The sequence below is a fragment of the Mesorhizobium sp. B2-7-3 genome (genome assembly GCF_006440715.1).
In the GTDB taxonomy this organism is placed as follows: Bacteria; Pseudomonadota; Alphaproteobacteria; order Rhizobiales; family Rhizobiaceae; genus Mesorhizobium; species Mesorhizobium australicum.
On sequence record NZ_VFTY01000022.1, the window covers coordinates 1 to 17,627 of the forward strand.

Below are 17,627 nucleotides of genomic sequence, written 5' to 3' on the forward strand. Positions count from 1 at the left end.
CCGCCCGCCCGACAGCCCGATGCCGCCGATCACCGCCACCAGCACAATGTCGTAAAGCAGCGTCGAATTGACGACACGCGTGTTGATCGAATGCAGGCTGGCCGCGGTCAAAAGGCCGGCGATCAGGGCGACGAATGCCGAGAGCACGTAACGCAGGACCAGCATCGGCCGCACCGGAATGCCGATATTGCGCGCCGCGACCGGATTGTCGCCGGCGAAATAGATGTAGCGGCCCCATTTGGTGTAGCGCAGGAACAGGAAGAACAGGAAGGCGAGCCCGGCGAAGACGAACACCTCGATCGGGACGTCGAGAAAGCGCAGACCGCCGAGCAGTTCCACCCAATGGCCCTGCGGCACCGGCACGGCGTCCTGCGTGATCAATTGCGAACGGACATAGCCGAAGACGAAGGAGCCGGTCGCCAACGTGACGAAGATCGCCGGTACATCGGCGTAGGCGACGAGAAAGCCGTTGAGCAGGCCGATGGCGAGCACGCCGGCCAGCACATAGGCGAAGGCGAGCCCGTCCGGTGTTCCGCTGTTGAGCAGTTGCAGGTACCAGGCGACCGACATGGCCATGATCGCAACCGCCGACAGGTCGATGCCGCGGCCGATGATGACGACTGCCATGCCCAGCGCCAGTATACCCAGCACCGAGACGGAGCGGATAATGGCGACCAGATTGTTGGCATCGATGAAGCCTGGCAGGCCTATAGCCGCGGCAACGAACAGCACCACCGCTATGGCAAAGACAATGCCTTCCTGATTCAGGCTTCTGAAGTTCAGCCAGCCGGCCATGTTCATCGTCTGCTTTCACCCCGGTGGCAGCGCTGCCACCCCTGGAGAGAAAGCTAATCGGCTCAACGCCGCTTCGTCAAATGAATCCGCGTTCAAAACGTAGGCTGGCGATGAGATTCGCAAAGTGGACGCATTGATTGCCGAATCTGGCGCAATGCCCGGAAACTCCTGCACTTTTGGCAATTGTTTGCACCGTCTCGGCGCTTGGCGAAAGCACAACACCAAGGCGAAAGGCGAAGACGGAATTTAACCCTGCGATCTGGCGGAAAATTCGATTTCAGTTCCCGGCAACATGGCCGGAGACCTCGGCGCCGGCACCTCTCGGCAGCACCAGGAAACGGAACGACGCCACCAGCCCGATGATGCCGATCAGCAGGAAGGCTGCTCGAAAGTCGACGAGGTCGAGCGCCGGCCGGTCTCGCGCGATCTGCGACAGGTTGAGGATCGCCGCCGCCACCGCGACGCCGAACAGCATCGCCACCTGCTGCAGCATCGAGGACAAGGTCGCCGCGGAGCTACGCTGCGCGGCGGCGATATCAGCGAAGGCCAGCGTGTTGAGCGCGGTGAACTGCATCGAGCGCGACAGGCCGGCGATCAGCATCAGCGCCATCACCAGCGGCTGCGGCGTCTGCGGCGAGATCGCCGCGCAGGCCATGATCGACACCGAGGCGATGATGCCGTTGACGACCATCACCGAGCGGAAGCCGAAGCGACGCAGCGTCGGCGTCGTCACCGTTTTCATACCGAGATTGCCGAGGAAATAGGCCAGGATCATCATGCCGGCATCGACGGGCGATAGGCCGAAGCCGACCTGGAACAGCAGCGGCAAAAGGAACGGCGTGGCGTTGATCGCCACCCGGAAGATGGTGCCGGCCGCAAGCGTCGAGATGGCGAAGGTCTGCACCTTGAACGAGGAGAGGTCGAGCAGCGGATGCGGCGCGCGGCGCAGATGCCGCACCGCTAGACAGCCGACGAGGATCCCCGCCGCGATCAGCCCCACCGTAGGCAAGGCCCCATCCTCCGGATGCGCGATGCGCTCAAGGCCATAGAGCAGGCAGGCGAGCCCCAGCGACGTCAGGAAAAACCCCGGCCAGTCGAGCGGCTTGGGATCGGCTTCACGATCACCCGGTATGAAGCGGGCGACCAACACCAGCCCGATCGCGCCGAGCGGGATGTTGATGAAGAAATTCCAGTGCCAGGACAGATAGGTGGTGATGAAACCGCCAAGCACCGGGCCGACCACGGGCGCGAAGAGCGCCGGCCAGGTGATCAGCGCCGTGGCGTTGAGCAATTCGGATTTCGACGCGTTGCGCAGGACCAGGATGCGGCCGACCGGCGTCATCAAGGCGCTGCCCAGGCCCTGCACGGCACGGGCAACGACGAATTCGGTCAGATTCCCGGAGAAGCCGCAGGCGAGCGACGCCAGCGTGAACAGCGCGATGGCTGCGAGGAAGATGTTACGCGCGCCGAACCGGTCGGCGAGCCACCCCGACAGCGGCACGAACACGGCCATGGTCAGCATGTAGACGGTGATGCCGATGCTCATCGCCACCGCCGGCGCGCCGAAGGAAGCGCCCATCTGCGGCAGCGACGTCGAGATGATCGTCGAATCCAGCAGCTGCATGAAGAAGGCGATGGCGACGATCAGCGCCACGCGCCGCGAATTCGTGGCTGTCTCGGGCAAGGCTTCATTTTCGGGAATGGCCGTCATGTCGGGTCGGTTTCAACAACATTTAGCCAACTGCGTCCAGAGATGGACCAACAAACTTTCGTGTCGCATCGCCGCCTGTTATGGAATGAATGGGCCTCGGTCTTAAACAACAGGAACCGTGCGGGCATGAAGCCTATCTATATCGACTACCTCAACGCCCTCGACATCGAAGCGCTTGCCATGGCCGATGGCGAGATCATCGACGCCGTCGAGGCCGGGCTCGTTGCGCAAGGCAAGGGCCAGACGGTGATCGAGCCGCGTGTCCACCTCGAACCCGACCCATCCTTCCACGGCCATTTCAATGTCTTGCGCGGCTACGTCGCGCCGCTCGATACGGCCGGCGTGAAAATCGTCGGCGACTATGTCGACAACTATCTTCACGGCCTGCCCTCGGAATTCGGCATCCTCAATTTGTTCGATCCACGCACCGGCACGCCGCGCGCCATTCTCGACGCCACGGTCATCACCGACATGCGCACCGGCGCCGTCACCGCCATCGGCGCCAAGCACCTGGCGCGCAACAACGCGAAGGTGCTCGCCCATATCGGCGCGCGCGGCACCGCGTACTGGAATGTGCGCCTGCTCGACCATCTCTTCGATTTCGATGAGATCCGCGTCCATTCGCGTCGCCCAGAAAGCCGCGATGGCTTTGCCGCAAAACTCTCCGCCGACCTCGGCAAGCCCATCACCGCGGTCGCCGACTGGGAGAGTTGCGTCAAGGGCGCCGACATCGTCGTCGAAGCCTCACGCCTGCCCGAGCCGCAGCCGCTGCTGAAGACAGAATGGATCAAGCCGGGCGCGCTTGTCGTTCCCTATGGCACGATGAGCGCCGTGGAGCTGTCGCTGACCGACATCATGCAGAAGATGGTCGTCGACGACTGGGGCCAGTGCAAGGGCGGCAAGTTCGGCTCGCTGCGTGCGCATGTCGAGACCGGGCGGTTGAGCGAGACGACGCTGCATGCCGAACTCGGCCAGATCGCCGCTGGCCTCAGGCCGGGACGGCAGAGCGACGACGAAACCATCCTCTTCTGGCATCGCGGCCTGTCGCTGTCCGACATTGCGCTCGGCAAGGCGATGCTGGCCAAGGCGCAGGCGCAAGGCATTGGCCAAAGGCTGCGCTTCGCATGAGCGCGCTCGTCCTCACCGGGGCCGGCGTCAGTGTCGGCGATGTCGCCGCCGTCGCCCGCGAGGCACGCAAGGTGGAGATCGGAGCCAATGTCATCGGCAGGCTGGAGAAGGCGCGAAAAGTGCTCGACCAGGCGGCGGCCTCCGGCCAGCAGATCTACGGCCTGAACACCGGGCTCGGCGCCAATCTCCGCACATCGGTCGAGGGTGACGCCAGCGCCTTCCAGCGCCAGTTGCTCGAGGGCCGCAGCGGCGCGGTCGGCGAAGCGCTGCCCATCGAGGCCGTGCGCGCCACCATGCTTGCCCGTCTGACAATGTTGTCGGCCGGTGGCTCCGGCCTGTCGCCCGCCGTGTTCGTTGCCTTGGTCGAAGTCCTCAACGCGGGCGTCCATCCAGTGATGCCGTCGCTCGGCTCGATCGGCGCTGGCGACCTGGTGCTGATGACCACGATCGCCCGCCTGCTGATCGGCGAAGGTGAAGCTGATTATCAGGGAAGGCGCATGCCGGCTGTCAAGGCACTGATGATGGCCCGCCTCGGCCCCATCGGCCTGGCGCCCAAGGATGGGCTGTCGCTGATCAACGCTTCCGCCGTCTCCGCCGGCGGCGGCGCGCTTGCGGTCACGGACGCGCTGTCGGCTCTTGCCCAGCAGCAGCAGGCTGGCGCGCTGACCATGGAAGGTTTCGGCGCCAACCGCACCATCCTCGATCCCCGCCTGCACATGGCGCGGCCCGCCGCCGGCCAGCAGGAAGCCGCCAAGGCGCTGCACGATCTTCTCGCCCGCGACGAAGCGCCGGCCCCCACCACCATACAGGACCCGCTCTCGATCCGCTGCATGCCCTCGATCCATGGCGCGCTGATCGAGGCGATCGGCCAGGCAAGACGCGCCATCGAGACCGAACTCAATGCCGCCGCCGACAACCCGCTGGTTCTGAGCGACGACGAGCTGGTGCTGTCGACGGGCAACTTTCACACCGCTTCGCTGGCGCTCGCCTTCGAGGCGCTAAGCCTGGCAATCGCTCAATGTGCCGCCGCCAGTGCCGCCCGCTTTATCCAGCTCACCGGTTCGGGTCGGAACGGCCTGCCGAAATACCTGTCGCCGGTCGGTGGCGCCTCGGCCGGTTTCGTGCCGTTGCAGAAGACGGTGACATCGATCCTGGCTGCCATCCGCCACAAGGCCAATCCGGTGATGCTTGACTTCCTGCCGGTTTCGGAAGGCGTGGAGGATCACGCCACGCAGACGCCGCTGGTGGTTTCGAAATGCGCCGACATGATCACGCTGTGGCGGCGGCTGATCGCCTTCGAGTTAATGGCGGCGGCGCAAGCCGTCGACCTGCGTGAGGGATTGGCGCTGGCGCCACGCACATCAGCCGTCCACACGGCGACACGCGCGCTCGTCCCCGCGCTCAAGCATGACCGGCCGCTCGGCATCGATGCGGAAGCACTCCACGCAGCGCTCGCCGGCGGCAAATGGCAAACGGTCCTAGCCCCGGCCGACCTTGTCGAGGAACAGGCGTAGCTCGGCCGGCTCCATGTGCACGATGTGCCGGTCCTCGGGATAGGCGCCGCTGTTGACGTCGGCGACATATTCGGAAAATGCCGCCACCCGCTCCGCCTGCAGCCGATCGTATTCGGCGGCGAAATTGCGGTAGATCTTCGAGTGGCGCGGCATGTGGCCACGGTTCTGGCCAAGAATGTCGTCGGCGAACAGATATTGCGCGTCGCAGCCGGTGCCCGCGCCCATCGACAGCATGATCAGCGAGGTGCGCTCCGAGATAGCCTTCGCCACCTCGACTGGTACAACTTCTATTTCGGCGCCGATCGCGCCGGCAGCCTCCAGTTGCTTGACGGCTTCGAACACCTGCATCGCCGTATCGGCGGACTTGCCGACCGCCTTGAAGCCGCCGGTCCAGGTCGCGCGGGAAGGAATGAGGCCAACATGGCCGATGACGGGAATGGCATCGTCCGCCATCCGCTTGATGGTGGCGTAGCCCGCGCTGCAATAGACCGCGTCGGCGCCGGCCTTGTAGAGCCGGAAGGCCCAGCGCACGAAATCATCCGCGGTGCCGATCTCGAAGAAATTGTCGCCCGGCATGGTGAACAGGCTGGGCGCGGCATCGCGGTATTGCGGGTTGAGCACCAGTTCGGGCGGCACCGAGACGATGTCGACCCCTGCCCGTTCGGCGGCTTCCGCCTCGTCCAGGGTGAGCACGCGCAGCATGGTCAGCTGACGCTTGCCCTTCATGGCGCGCAAATCGGCGACGGTCGGTCTCTTTCGGCTCATTAAAGCGTTCCCTCTATTTGTCTGCCGTCGCGATGCCGGATCGGTTGATCATGCAGCGCTTCAGATCTGGATCATCACCTTGCCGGCTTCGATCTTCACCGAATAGGTCGCGAGATTGACGCAGACCGGCGCGCCCTTGGCCTGGCCGGTCTTGTAGTTGAAGCGGCCATTGTGCTTGGGGCATTCGATGATGTCGTCCATGACAAGCCCGTCGGCCAGATGCGCCTTCTCATGCGTGCAAAAACCGTCGGTGGCGAAGAACTCGTCATCCGGCGACCGGTAGATCGCGAAGGTCCGCCCACCATGGTCGAAGCGGATGACATCCTCTTCCTCGACATCGTCCACCGCGCACGCTTCAACCCAATCGGCCATCTCTATCTCCTGCGGACATTCGCGGTCGCTACTCGGCCGCCGCCGACATATCGACCTGGTGGAACTCACCGCGATAGGGCCTGGCCGTCAGCGGCAGTTCGCGCTTAAGGTAATAGTCCTCGTATTTCAGCTGCCTGAGCAGGACCGGCCAGACCTCGCGGTAGGCGTGCCACATGGACGGATTGGGCTTCGGCAGATCGTGCTTGATCAGTTCATGCAGCCTGGGCAGCGCGTGATACGGCACCATCGGGAACATGTGGTGCTCCACATGGTAATTCATGTTCCAGTAGATGAACCGGCTGATCGGGTTCATGTAGACGGTGCGCGTGTTCAGCCGATGGTCGACGACATTGTCGGCGAGCCCGATATGCTGCAGCAGGCCAGTCGTCACCATGTGCCAGGTGCCGTAGAGGCGCGGCAGGCCGATCAGCACCAGCGGTATCCATGACCTCAGCGCGATCGCGAGGGCGATCGTCGCCACATAGATCGCGACATGCCAGCGGGCCGCGACCACGGCCTTATGCTGTTCCATCTCGGGGATATAGCTCTTCTCTTCGTCGGACAGCGTCCCGAATGCCTGCCGCACCAGCGTCGGCAGCGAATAGCGAAAGTCGAGAATGCCGGTGAAGGCGAGCGCCGCCTTCAACAGGTCCGGCGGACGCATGACCGCGATCTCGGCGTCGCGGCCGACGATGATGGTGTCGGTGTGGTGGCGGGCATGGCTCCAGCGCCATTGCACGGGATTGCGCATCAGCATGAACGAGGCGATGTGGTAGACGACATCATTCATCCAGCGCGTGCGAAAAGCCGTGCCATGGCCGCATTCGTGCCAGCGCGAGTCGCTCGACGAGCCGTAGAGCACGCCATAGACGAACAGGAACGGCACCACCCACCACGAACCCCAGAACAGGACGATACCCACGGCCGAGCCCAGGATCGCGACAATCCAGATGATGGTGTCGCGGATCGCCGGGCCGTCGGAACGCTGCATCAACTCCTTCATCGCCTTGCGCGGCACGTCGGTGTGGTACCACTCGGCCGAGGCAAGCCCGGTCTCGATCGCTGCCCTGGTGCTTTCGCCGACCAGGCTGTAGTCGCGCTTTTTCGCCATCGTCGTCAAATTGGCCTCCAATCGTCACGCAGCGCTGGCAATCCGGTCCGCCGGCCGGAGGGCTTGCTTTGAATAAATGTCGCGCTCATGTCCTGCCGGCCAGTCTTGGAAAATTTTCTGAAGGCTGAGGATAATCCCGCTCGGGCTGCCGGGCGATATCCGCGATCCTGGCTTCGGCGCCAGCGATTTCCTCTTTGCCGTCGAGGACGCGGAACACCGCGTCATAGGCCCGGCTTTCGCCATGCTCCAGCCAGATCATCTCGCCGCGCTCGCGGGCGGCGAGATCGCCGAGCACATGGTGGGTCGATGGCTCTATCCCCAGCGCGTACTGCCCGGCCTGGAAATTCTGCCATTGGTAGGCACACGGCAACTGGTCCTTGCGGGTCGCCACTTCGAAGCCGAGACCGAGCCGGTCGTTGACGACGGCCACCGGAACCTCGCCATGGGCGTCGGCGGCCATTTCGTGCTGCCAGACCTGCTCCCTGAAGTGCCGTTGCGGTGCCGGCGCCGTGCGATAGCCGACACTCTGCGCCTCGTAGCGCTCGCCGGCATGGCTGGCCCAGACGACGTCGCGGATCGGCGCCAGATAACGGGAGCCTTCGTCGAGCAAGGGATGGCTGACATTGACATGGTAGAAATACATATGCGGAGTGCGGTTGAAGCCGTGGTTGACGACATGGTCCGAAAGCCGGATCTCGTTACCCCCGACATCGGCTTCGATGCGGCGAGTGAGATGCAGATCCTCGCCGAATACAGTCGACTGCTGGATGATGCCTTCGGCCCACAGCACGCAGCGGTCGCCCTCCCAGCGCTCGCCATAGCCGGTCAGCCGCGCCGGGATGGTACCGACACGACCATGCAGCGAATGAAGCACCGTCTTCTTCCCCGGATAGTTGTAGCTCTCGGCCGGCACTTCTTCCCGCCCCAGAATGTGGTCGAGGCCGCAGGTGACGAGCAGGCCGGAGAAGGACCGCGCCCAGGCCAGCCCCCCTTCCCCTTCATAGTCGTGCAGGCCCGGATGGCGAAAGCCGCTCGGCGAATGCCAGCCGATCGCCTGGCCCTTGAAGTCGCAATCGGCGATGTCGAGCGCCCGGTCGACCAGCGCGGTGAAGCGCAGGCCCGAGCCGGTGCGGAATTCGAGCATGCGGATGCCGCGCTCCAACCCGTCGCCGAGCGTCATCAGCCGCACGCCGGCGAACTGCGACAGCTGGCCTGACCGCTCGGCCACTTGCCGGCGCGACAGCGTCTTGCCGTAAAGCTCTACCATGCGACGCCCTTCACTTTGCCCTCGCCTCCTTGAGCAAGGCCGACATGTCGGCGCCGGTGATGATGCTTTCCACGGTCAGGAGGTCGGTGTCGGCGACCGTCTGTTCGGCGACGATCTCGCCGCGCCGCATCACGACGATGCGGTCGGCGACCTGGAAGACGTGGTGAATGTTGTGGGTGATGAGCAGCACCGAATGGCCGGCGTCGCGTACCTCCTTGACGAAACGCAGCACACCGTGGGTTTCCTCGACGCCGAGATTGTTGGTCGGCTCGTCGAGAATGATCACCTTGGCGGCGAACTGCATGGCGCGCGAGATGGCGATCGACTGCCGCTCGCCGCCCGACAGCGTCGAGACCAGCGCATCAGCGTCGAGTTTCTTCGAGATGCCGACGCGCTTGAGGAGTTCGGAAGCGGCTTTGCGCAGCTTCGCGAGATCGAGCGGCGCGAACACGCCGAGCCAGCCGAAGTTGACCGGCTCGCGGCCGAGGAAAAGATTGCGCGCGATGCTGAGATCAGGCGCCAGTGAGGTGTCCTGATGGATGGTCTCGATTCCGAGGTCCATCGCATCCCGAGTCGAGCGGATCGAAACCTTTTCGCCGCGTACAAAGATGTCGCCACGATCGACAGGGAAGACACCCGAGATCGCCTTGATCAGCGTCGATTTTCCGGCGCCGTTGTCGCCCAGCAGAGCCACCACCTCGCCTTCCCGCAGTGTCAGCGAGGCGTTCTTCAGCGCGCGCACGCTGCCGAAGGACTTTTGCAGCTTCTGCAGCCGAAGTACTTCTTGCACCATCGTCAGCCCCTTGCGGCGTTCTTCTGCAGCAAAGCGTGCAGGATGAGCATGGCGAGGATGATGAGGCCGACAAAGATGTTGTAGGCGAGCCCCGGCACGCCGATCAGCACGATGCCGTTGCGGATGGCGCGCAGCATCAGCGCGCCGACGATGGTGCCGAGGATGGTGCCGCGTCCGCCGGTCAGCGCCGTGCCGCCAACCACCACCATGGCGATCACTTCCAGCTCATAGCCCGTGCCGGCCACCGGTGAGGCGGCCGAGATGCGGAAGGCACTGATCATGCCAGCAAGGCCGGCCAGCACCGAAGTCGCGATGAACAGCCAGATCTTGACCGTATCGGCCGGCACGCCGCGCGCCACCGCCGCGTTGCGATTGGAGCCGATGGCACTGATCCAGTTGCCGAGCTTGGCGTAACGCAGGATGTAGATGGCAAACAGCGAGAGGCCGATGAACCACCACAGCGAGGTGTAGAAGCGAAACGAGCCGATGTTGAAGCTGCCGGCGAGCAGCGTCACGAAGAAGCCGGGCTGGTCCCAGGATTTCAGCGGAAAGCCTTGCGTGATGTAAAGCGCTGCCCCGCGCGCAACGAGCAACATCGACAGCGTCACCAGGAAGGAGGAGATGCCGATCTTGGTGACGATCAGCCCGTTGATCGCGCCGATCGCGATACAAAGCAGCAGCCCGGCCAGAAGCGCGACACCTATATCCACCCCGCCATTTTGCACCAGCAGCATCACCACCACCGGCGCCAGCCCAAACACCGCGCCGACGGAAAGGTCGAATTCGCCTGCCGTCAAAAGCAGCGTCATGCCGAGTGCGATGATGCCGAGCTCGGGCAGGAACGCCATCATGTTGGAGATGTTGAGCGGCGACAGGAAATTGGCGTCGGCGACCGCGAATACCGCCAGCAAAATGAGGAGGATGACGAAGGAGGAGAATTGCGGCGAGCGCAGCAGGCGCGATCTGCCTTTCACCCCCGGCACTTCGTCTTCTGCGGCAATTGTCATGACTGCTTGAACCATGCTTGAAAAGACGCCCGCCGCTTTTCCGGCGGGCGCTGTTTTTCTCATTTCTTGTCGTAAAGCTTCAGGATCGGGTCGACGCTGGAGGCGTCGTAGAGACCGAAAGTGTGGATGTCGTAGCCGATCGGCTCGCCTGACGCGGCAAGCCCGAGCAGCGCCACCGGCATGAAGCCTTGCGCAGAGGGATATTGCCAGGCGGCGGCATTGACGAAGCCGTCCTTGACGGCTTGTGCCGTCTCCTTCGAATTGCCCCAGCCGACGACGGGGATCTTGCCCGCCGGCACGCCGGCGCCATCGAACACGCGCTTGACGCTGGCGGCAACGGAATCGCCGAGCGCGATGATCGCCGGCGGATTGTTGGCGACCATGTAGTCGGTCATCTTGGCGATGATGCCAGCCGGATCGGTGCCGCAATCGACCACGTCATATTTGATCCCCAAGGGATCGAAAACGCTGGCGATGCCCTCGGTCTCGAGCTGCTGGTAACTGGCGCCGGGAACCTCGACCGGCAGGAAAACCTTGTCGCCCTGCTTCACCATCTTGTGGTCGACCAGATATTTGGCCCAGATGACACCCGCTTCTTTCAGGTCCGCGCCGACATAGGCCTGCCGCCCTGTCGCCGGATCGTCGGTGTTGAAGAACACGATCGGGATGCCAGCCGCCTTGGCTGCTTTCACCTCCTCCGTCCACAGGCCCGGCTGCGCGGACGTGGTGGCGATGCCGTCGGGCTTGGCGGCAAGCGCCGAGTTGAAGGCTTCCTTCTGCGCCGCCATGTCGCCGCCGCTGAAGGAAATCTTGCAGGTTACCTTGAGCTGGTCGCAGGCCTTGGTCGCACCGGCGTTCCAGTCGATCCAGAACGCATCCGACGGACCGCCATGCGACAAGAGATAGAAGGTCTTCTGGCCGTCCTGCGCCTGCGCCGCCGTGCCAAGGGCGACGCCGGCGAGCACTGTCGCGGCGGCCGCCAATTTCAATGCGAATTTCAACATTCTTTCCTCCCTTGTTTGAAGCCGCGCCGCCATGCACCGGTGGCGCGGCTAGCCGTCACAGGCCGTTGGCGCGGAATTTCCCGTCGAGGAATGTCTTTGCGCGCGGCACGTCGTCTTCCGACAGATGCTCGATGATCACCGGGATGTTCGGATGCTTTTCGGCCAGCCGCTGGAGGTAGAGGTCGTAGTTCAGCGAGCCAAGGCCGGGCGCCGGCAGTTCGATTTCGCCAACCCCGCGGAACGTATGGCTTTCCATCGCGTCGGCATCGCCGATGTCGGCGTGCTTCTCCGACTTGTCATCGCCCGAACGCTTGACGTCCTTGGCATGCGCTATTCTGATCTTGTCGGTCAGCGTGTCGAACACCTGGTTCAGGATCTGATCCATCCGGTCGATGTTGTGCGTCTCGAAATAATTGGTCGGGTCCATCAGCAAGCCGAGGCCTGGATGGTCGACCTGCGCGAACATCTTCACCGTCTCCTCGACCGAGCCGACGACGTTGTTGACATAGGTTTCGAGCAGGAAGACCGCGCCATGGTCGTAAGCCGTCTGGGCAAGATCGGCGATGACCTTACGGCATTCCTCAAAACCTTCCTCGGTCTTGTTCTTGGGGTGATGCACCCAGTCGGATTCGGTGTTGTAGGTGCCGGTCTCCGAGATCACGTAAGGGCTGCCGAACTCGCGCGCATTGCGGATGATCTCCTTGAGATAACCGACGCGTTTCTCGCGCTCGGCCTTGTCGGGATGGATGATGTTGGTGTAGCCCGACACGCAGCAAACAGGCAGGTTGTGGTCGCGGAAGACGTCGCGCACCTTCCTGGCCTTGTCCTTGGTGATCTGCCCGGCCGAAAGATCCACGTCCCTGAAATGCAGGTCGAGCTGGACCGTGTTGAAACCGAGCCCGCGGATCTTCTTTGCCGTCTCTTCGAGGCCGTACGGGAAATAGCCCGTGAAAATACCTGCCTGCATCATGATCTTGAATTCCTCCCTGTAAGCGATTCAGTTGCCAGCGATTTTCAGTTAATTCCGTTTGTGGAGATTTCGGAAAGCTTGACCGTGCGGCCCGATGCCATCGAGCGATAGCCCGCTTCGACCAGCGCCATGGTCTTGACGTTGTCGGCAACGGTGAGCGCCGGCGGCGTACCGGTCTTCACGGCGTGCTGCAGCTGCTCCATGACGCCGATGAAGGCATGCGGGAACCACATCGTCTCCCAGCTGGGAGTTACCCACTCGCCGCCGGTCGTTTCGGAGGACGCATAGGTCAGCGTCGAGGCGGCACCGGTCGGCCAGCCGATCGTGCCCTTGGCGACCCCCTTGGTGCCGTCGACGCGCCAGTTGATGTGCTGGTCGTCCTTGTAGCCCTGCTGGCGTGGGCCGGACCATACGTCCTCCAGCGAGACAGCGAGCACACCCGACGGGAAGCGCAGCGTCGAGACGGTGATGCCGTCGGAATGGTCGAATGTCGTGCGCGGATCCTTGCACGTCAGCGTCGTGATCTCATCGGGATCGCCAAAGAGGAAGCGCAGCACGTCAAGGTGATGCACGCTCATATTGGCAAGCGTCAGCCGGTCGTAGCCCTGAAGGAAGGTCTGCCAGTGCGGAATGGCGTGCATGTCGATCTGCGCGAAAACGATGTCGCCCAGCGCGCCGCTGTCGATGATCTGCTTCAACACGCGCATCGACTGGTCGTAGCGCATGTTCTGGTTGACCGAGAGTATCTTGCCGGCCTTCGCCGCCTCGTCTCGCAGCTTCACCGCTTCCTCGACCGACAGCGCCAGAGGCTTCTGAGCCAGGATCGCCTTGATGTGGTTCTGCTTCAGCGCATGGCGGATCAGCGCCGGCTGCTGGTCCGGCGGAAACGCGAGGTCGATGATCTCGACATCTGCATCCTCGATCAGCTGTTCCGGGGTGTCGTGGACGGTCGGGATGCCCCAACGGTCGGCGACCTTTTGCGCATTCGCCTTGGTACGCGAGGCGATCGCCACGACCGGAAAGCCGGCGTCCTTATAGGCGGCCAGATGGCATTCGGCCATGATCATGCCGGCGCCGACGCAGCCGATCCGATATTCCTTCGTGCGGACCTTCACATCCGGCTCGAAGCCCTTGCCTGTCATGCCTTCCTCCCGAAATCCTGTCCTTGCGGCCGCGTTCATCTTGCCAACGCGCCTCCGCCCTGTCCGAAATAATGCACGCGCGCCGGCTCGCAGGATATCGCCACCATCGCGTCGGGCCTGATGTCGGGCTGGCCGCGCAGCAAAGCCTTCAGCCGCGCTTGCCCGGCGGCGAGCGTCACCACGGTATAGCCGCCAAGCGGCTCGACCTCGAACACCCGCGCCGGGCGGCCGGGGCTCTCCTTCTCGGTGTCGCTCCAGGGCCTGACCTTGATATCCTCCGGCCTCAGCCCGATCTCGACGGCGTCGGCCGGAGCCGTGCGATCGGCGATGCTGATCGCGCCTTCGGCGGCCTCGATGCCGCCCTCGCCTTGAACGGATTTGAGGATGTTCATGACAGGCGACCCCAGCAGCCGCGCCACGTAGGTGCTGGCCGGGCGATCATAGATCTCGGCCGGCGCGCCGATCTGCCGGATCCTTCCGCTTTCCAGTATGGCCATGCGGTCGGCGATCGACATCGCCTCTTCCTGGTCGTGCGTGACATAGATCAGCGTCTTGCCGAGCTCACGCTGGATGCGCTTCAGTTCGACGCGCGTTTCCTCGCGCAGCCGCGCGTCGAGCGCCGAGATCGGATCGTCCATCAGATAGGCGTTGGGGTCGCGCACCAGGGCGCGGGCGATCGCCACCCGCTGCCGCTCGCCGCCCGAAAGCAGTGCCGGCGGCTTGTGCAGGATATGGCCGATATGCAGCTTGGCCGCGACATCGGCGACGCGCCGTTTGATATCGACCTCGCCGACCCGGCGCTCGACCAGCGGGAAACGGACATTGTCGAGCGCGCTCATATGCGGGAACAGCGCCAGGTTCTGGAACACCATGGCGACATTGCGCTCTGCTGGCGACACCGTGTTGACGGGCTTGCCGCCGATGAGGATTTCGCCGGCATCCGGCGTCTCCAGCCCGAGCACCAGGCGCAGGATTGTCGACTTGCCCGACAGCGGCGGCCCGAAGAAGCAGAAGAACTCGTTGTCGTTAACAGTGAACGAGGCGTCGTCGATGGCGAGCATCGTGCCGTAGCGTTTCGTGACATTGCGGAAGACGATGTCGGCCATGGCTCAACCCGCTCTCATCGCAAGGCCGCTAACGGCGTCGAAGACCCGCACTGACGACGCCGCGGGTGCGACGACCGCGGTTTGCCCTATCGACAGCCCGACATCATTGTCGAAGACCGCTTTCACCGCGCCGTCGCCCTGGCCGAGGTGAACGATGGTGCGCGCGCCGATGCGCTCGACGAAAGTGACAGGCATGGCAAGCCCGCGTCCATTCTCCGCCAGGGCCACCTGTTCCGGCCGAAAGCCGTAGAGCACCTCGTCGCGTGCGCCACGCATGGCCGCCGCCAGCTCGCCGGGTAATGGCGGCGTGATGCCCAGCGCCCCGAGATCGACGACCAGACCCCGGTCGCTCTCCGCAGGTCGGCCCTTGAGCAGGTTCATGCCCGGCGCGCCGATGAAGCGGGCGACGAAGACATTGGCCGGATTGTTGTAGACCTCGAGCGGCGTGCCGACCTGCTGCAGCACGCCGTGGTCCATGACCGCGATACGGTCGGCCATGGTCATGGCTTCGAGCTGGTCGTGCGTGACGTAGACCATGGTCTGCTTGAACTGGCGCTGCAGCTGTTTCAGCTCGGTGCGCATCACCGCGCGGAAGGCGGCGTCGACATTGGACAGCGGCTCGTCGAGCAGGAAGATCGCCGGCTCCATGATTGCCGAGCGGCCGATCGCCACGCGCTGCAGGATGTTGACCGACAGCCGGTCGGCCTTGCGGTCGAGCAGCGGCGTCAGTTGCAGCAGCTCGGCAATCGTGCCGACGCGACGATCGATCTCGACCGTGGCGGCGCCACGCATCCTTGGCCCGTAGGCAAGGTTCTGGCGCACCGTCATATGGGTGAAGATCGCGTAGTTCTGGAACACGAAGCCAACCCCGCGCCGGCCCATCGGCACGCCGGCCATGTCGCGCTCGCCAAACAGGATCTTGCCGCTGGTCGGCTCTTCCATTCCGGCAATCATGTTCATCGTCGTCGACTTGCCGCAGCCTGAAGGCCCCAGCAGAGCCATGAACTCGCCATCTGCGATATCGAGGTCCATGGTCTTCAGCGCCGTGAAGTCGCCGAATATCTTGGTGAGGTGCTTGAGCTCGATCGTGCTCATGCCGCCACCTGCCTTGCCCGGGCCATGCGCTTCATGGCGAACACGGCGACGATGGAGAGCACGACCAGAACGGCGAGCGCGATCGCCGCCACATAGCCCCAGATCAGATCCTGCGTGGTGACCTTGTAGATGTAGACGGAGATCGTCTCGGTGGCGACACCGGGGCCGCCGCCGGTCATGATGTACAGCGTGTCGAAGATCTTGAAGTTCTCGATCACCCTTATCGCCAGCGCGATGATGATGATCGTCTTCATCTTCGGCAGCACGATGGTGGTAAAGCGTTGCCAGGGATTGGCGCCGAGCAGCGTTGCCGCCTTGATCTGGTCCTCCGGCACTCCGACCAGGCCGGCCAGCAGGATCAGGAACATTAGCGGCGTCCACTGCCAGATGTCGGCGATCATCACCGCGATCAGCGCCAGTGTCGGATCCGACAGCCAGGCAATGGTGACTTGCGTGCCCGTGATTGCCGACAGGATGTCGTTCACCGGGCCGCCGGACTGGAACAGCATGAAGAACATGTAGCCGGCCACCGCCGGCACCACCATCATCGGCATCAGGAGGACCGAATAGAAGATGCGCTTGCCCGGAAAATCGTCGGCGAACAGCGTCGCCAGCGCCAAGCCTAACAGGAACTCGGCCGGCACGCAGACGACCATCACGATGACCGTGCGCTTCAGCGCACTCCAGAAGCGCGCGTCGGCGGCAAGGTCGGTATAGTTGGCGAAGCTGTTCCACATCTCCCAGGCGTTCCACCAGCCAAGGCCCGAGAGTGGCGACCAGTCGGTGACGCTGATGTAGAGCTGCATCAAGAGTGGAAAGGCCGAGATGAACAGCACCAGGATCTGCGCCGGCAAGGTCAGGCGAAAGCCCAACCGCATGCCTTCGTCGCGCAGCGCCGGCTTTGCGCGGGCCGCGTCCTTCTCACCCTCCGAAATCGTCGCAACCACCGCGCTCATTGCTTGAGCGCTCCGAAAGTCAGCCCGCGCACCAGATGGCGCTGGATGGCGATGCCCATGATCACCGGCGGCACCGCCGCGATCAGCCCGAGTGCGGCCTTGGCGCCATAGAGCTGGCCGGTCATCGACGAGGACAGCGAGGCCATGTAGACGGGGATCGTCACCCATTCGCGCGTCGTCAGAAGCAGCGCGATCAGATAGTCCGACCAGTTGAGGATGAAGACGAAGAGCGCAGCACTCGCCAACGGCGCGCGCATCATCGGCAGCGTGATGCGGGTGAAGACGCGCAGCCGCGAGCAGCCCTCGACCAAAGCGGCTTCCTCGATCTCGCGCGGCATGTCGTCGAAGAAGGTCTTCATCAGCCAGAAAGCGAACGGCAGCGTGACGATGCCGTAGATCAGCGCCAGCCCCCACCAGCTGTCTGTGAAATTGAGGAAGGCCCACATGATCATCACAGGGATCATGACGGCCATCGGCGGAAACAGCCTGAGCTGGATCAGCGCCAGCGGCAGGTTCTGGCCGGAGCCGAAGCGCGACAGGCCATAGGCGGCGGCGGTACCCGCCGACATGGCGATCGCGGTGCCGAATACCGCCGACAGAAGCGACGACAGGATCGGCTTCAGCGCGGTGCGGTCGAGCGCAACGATCAGATTGTTGGTGGACTCGCCGAACACAAACTGGAAATTGCTGAGCGTCGGGTTCTTCGGCCACCATGTCAGGTCCGCACCCGTCGCCGACCATTCGGCGATCGGCTTGAAGGCCATCGACACCATCCACAGGATCGGCACCAGCGTGACGGCCATCGCCGCGAGGATCGCGGCGTAGCGGAATATCTCGAAGGGGACGGAACGCTTCATCTGGCTGCTTTTGCTGGTGGCGTCGGTTGCGGAG

The 17,627-nt window shown here is 63.7% G+C and carries 17 protein-coding genes; 2 read left to right on the forward strand and 15 right to left on the reverse strand.

What is annotated here, in order from left to right; all coding sequences use genetic code 11:
* Nucleotides 1-801, reverse strand: an 801-nt coding sequence (locus FJW04_RS29580) for an ABC transporter permease (RefSeq protein ID WP_140718350.1), incomplete at its 3' end; no start/stop codon positions are given.
* Between the two features lie 271 nt (nt 802-1,072).
* The gene (locus tag FJW04_RS29585) at nt 1,073-2,506 is read right to left on the reverse strand and encodes a DHA2 family efflux MFS transporter permease subunit (RefSeq protein WP_140718352.1); all 1,434 of its coding nucleotides are present in this window, start codon (nt 2,504-2,506) and stop codon (nt 1,073-1,075) included.
* 126 nt (nt 2,507-2,632) lie between these two features.
* Between FJW04_RS29585 and FJW04_RS29590 the strand changes: the two genes are divergently transcribed.
* Nucleotides 2,633-3,634: an ornithine cyclodeaminase family protein gene (locus tag FJW04_RS29590; protein WP_140718354.1), complete on the forward strand. Its 1,002-nt coding sequence runs from the start codon at nt 2,633-2,635 to the stop codon at nt 3,632-3,634.
* Nucleotides 3,631-5,148 carry a histidine ammonia-lyase gene (hutH, locus tag FJW04_RS29595; protein ID WP_140718356.1) on the forward strand — a complete coding sequence of 506 codons (1,518 nt, stop codon included), beginning with the start codon at nt 3,631-3,633 and terminating at the stop codon, nt 5,146-5,148. Before FJW04_RS29590 ends, hutH begins: the two co-directional genes overlap by 4 nt.
* Here hutH and FJW04_RS29600 read toward each other — a convergent pair.
* The 13 genes from FJW04_RS29600 to FJW04_RS29660 form a co-directional block, all read right to left on the reverse strand.
* On the reverse strand, nt 5,113-5,913 hold the full coding sequence (locus FJW04_RS29600; RefSeq protein WP_015317080.1) for a 3-methyl-2-oxobutanoate hydroxymethyltransferase: 801 nt from the start codon (nt 5,911-5,913) through the stop codon (nt 5,113-5,115). The genes hutH and FJW04_RS29600 overlap by 36 nt on opposite strands.
* 60 nt (nt 5,914-5,973) lie before the next feature.
* A complete protein-coding gene (locus FJW04_RS29605) occupies nt 5,974-6,285 on the reverse strand; it encodes a MocE family 2Fe-2S type ferredoxin (RefSeq protein ID WP_015317079.1) in 312 nt (103 codons plus the stop codon).
* A gap of 28 nt (nt 6,286-6,313) precedes the next feature.
* Nucleotides 6,314-7,396 carry a fatty acid desaturase family protein gene (locus tag FJW04_RS29610; protein WP_140718400.1) on the reverse strand — a complete coding sequence of 361 codons (1,083 nt, stop codon included), beginning with the start codon at nt 7,394-7,396 and terminating at the stop codon, nt 6,314-6,316.
* A gap of 85 nt (nt 7,397-7,481) precedes the next feature.
* Complete coding sequence (locus tag FJW04_RS29615; protein ID WP_140718358.1) at nt 7,482-8,663, reverse strand: aldose 1-epimerase family protein; 1,182 nt, start codon at nt 8,661-8,663, stop codon at nt 7,482-7,484.
* Nucleotides 8,664-8,673: 10 nt separating this feature from the next.
* The gene (locus tag FJW04_RS29620) at nt 8,674-9,456 is read right to left on the reverse strand and encodes an ATP-binding cassette domain-containing protein (protein ID WP_015317076.1); all 783 of its coding nucleotides are present in this window, start codon (nt 9,454-9,456) and stop codon (nt 8,674-8,676) included.
* A gap of 2 nt (nt 9,457-9,458) precedes the next feature.
* Nucleotides 9,459-10,478, reverse strand: coding sequence for an ABC transporter permease (locus FJW04_RS29625; RefSeq protein WP_140718360.1), 1,020 nt, complete (start codon nt 10,476-10,478; stop codon nt 9,459-9,461).
* Nucleotides 10,479-10,522: 44 nt separating this feature from the next.
* A complete protein-coding gene (locus FJW04_RS29630; protein ID WP_140620622.1) occupies nt 10,523-11,467 on the reverse strand; it encodes a substrate-binding domain-containing protein in 945 nt (314 codons plus the stop codon).
* Between the two features lie 55 nt (nt 11,468-11,522).
* Entirely contained in the window at nt 11,523-12,437 is a 915-nt protein-coding gene (locus FJW04_RS29635) for a sugar phosphate isomerase/epimerase (protein ID WP_140718362.1), read from the reverse strand.
* 44 nt (nt 12,438-12,481) lie between these two features.
* Nucleotides 12,482-13,579 carry a Gfo/Idh/MocA family oxidoreductase gene (locus FJW04_RS29640; protein WP_140718364.1) on the reverse strand — a complete coding sequence of 366 codons (1,098 nt, stop codon included), beginning with the start codon at nt 13,577-13,579 and terminating at the stop codon, nt 12,482-12,484.
* Nucleotides 13,580-13,614: 35 nt separating this feature from the next.
* Nucleotides 13,615-14,685, reverse strand: coding sequence for an ABC transporter ATP-binding protein (locus FJW04_RS29645; RefSeq protein WP_140718366.1), 1,071 nt, complete (start codon nt 14,683-14,685; stop codon nt 13,615-13,617).
* Nucleotides 14,686-14,688: 3 nt separating this feature from the next.
* Nucleotides 14,689-15,780 carry an ABC transporter ATP-binding protein gene (locus FJW04_RS29650; protein ID WP_140718368.1) on the reverse strand — a complete coding sequence of 364 codons (1,092 nt, stop codon included), beginning with the start codon at nt 15,778-15,780 and terminating at the stop codon, nt 14,689-14,691.
* The gene (locus FJW04_RS29655) at nt 15,777-16,736 is read right to left on the reverse strand and encodes a sugar ABC transporter permease (RefSeq protein WP_140718370.1); all 960 of its coding nucleotides are present in this window, start codon (nt 16,734-16,736) and stop codon (nt 15,777-15,779) included. The genes FJW04_RS29650 and FJW04_RS29655 overlap by 4 nt, the downstream gene beginning before the upstream one ends.
* Nucleotides 16,733-17,593 (reverse strand): carbohydrate ABC transporter permease, encoded by an 861-nt coding sequence (locus FJW04_RS29660; protein ID WP_015317068.1) that lies wholly within the window; start codon nt 17,591-17,593, stop codon nt 16,733-16,735. The genes FJW04_RS29655 and FJW04_RS29660 overlap by 4 nt, the downstream gene beginning before the upstream one ends.
* Nucleotides 17,594-17,627: the final 34 nt, after the last annotated feature.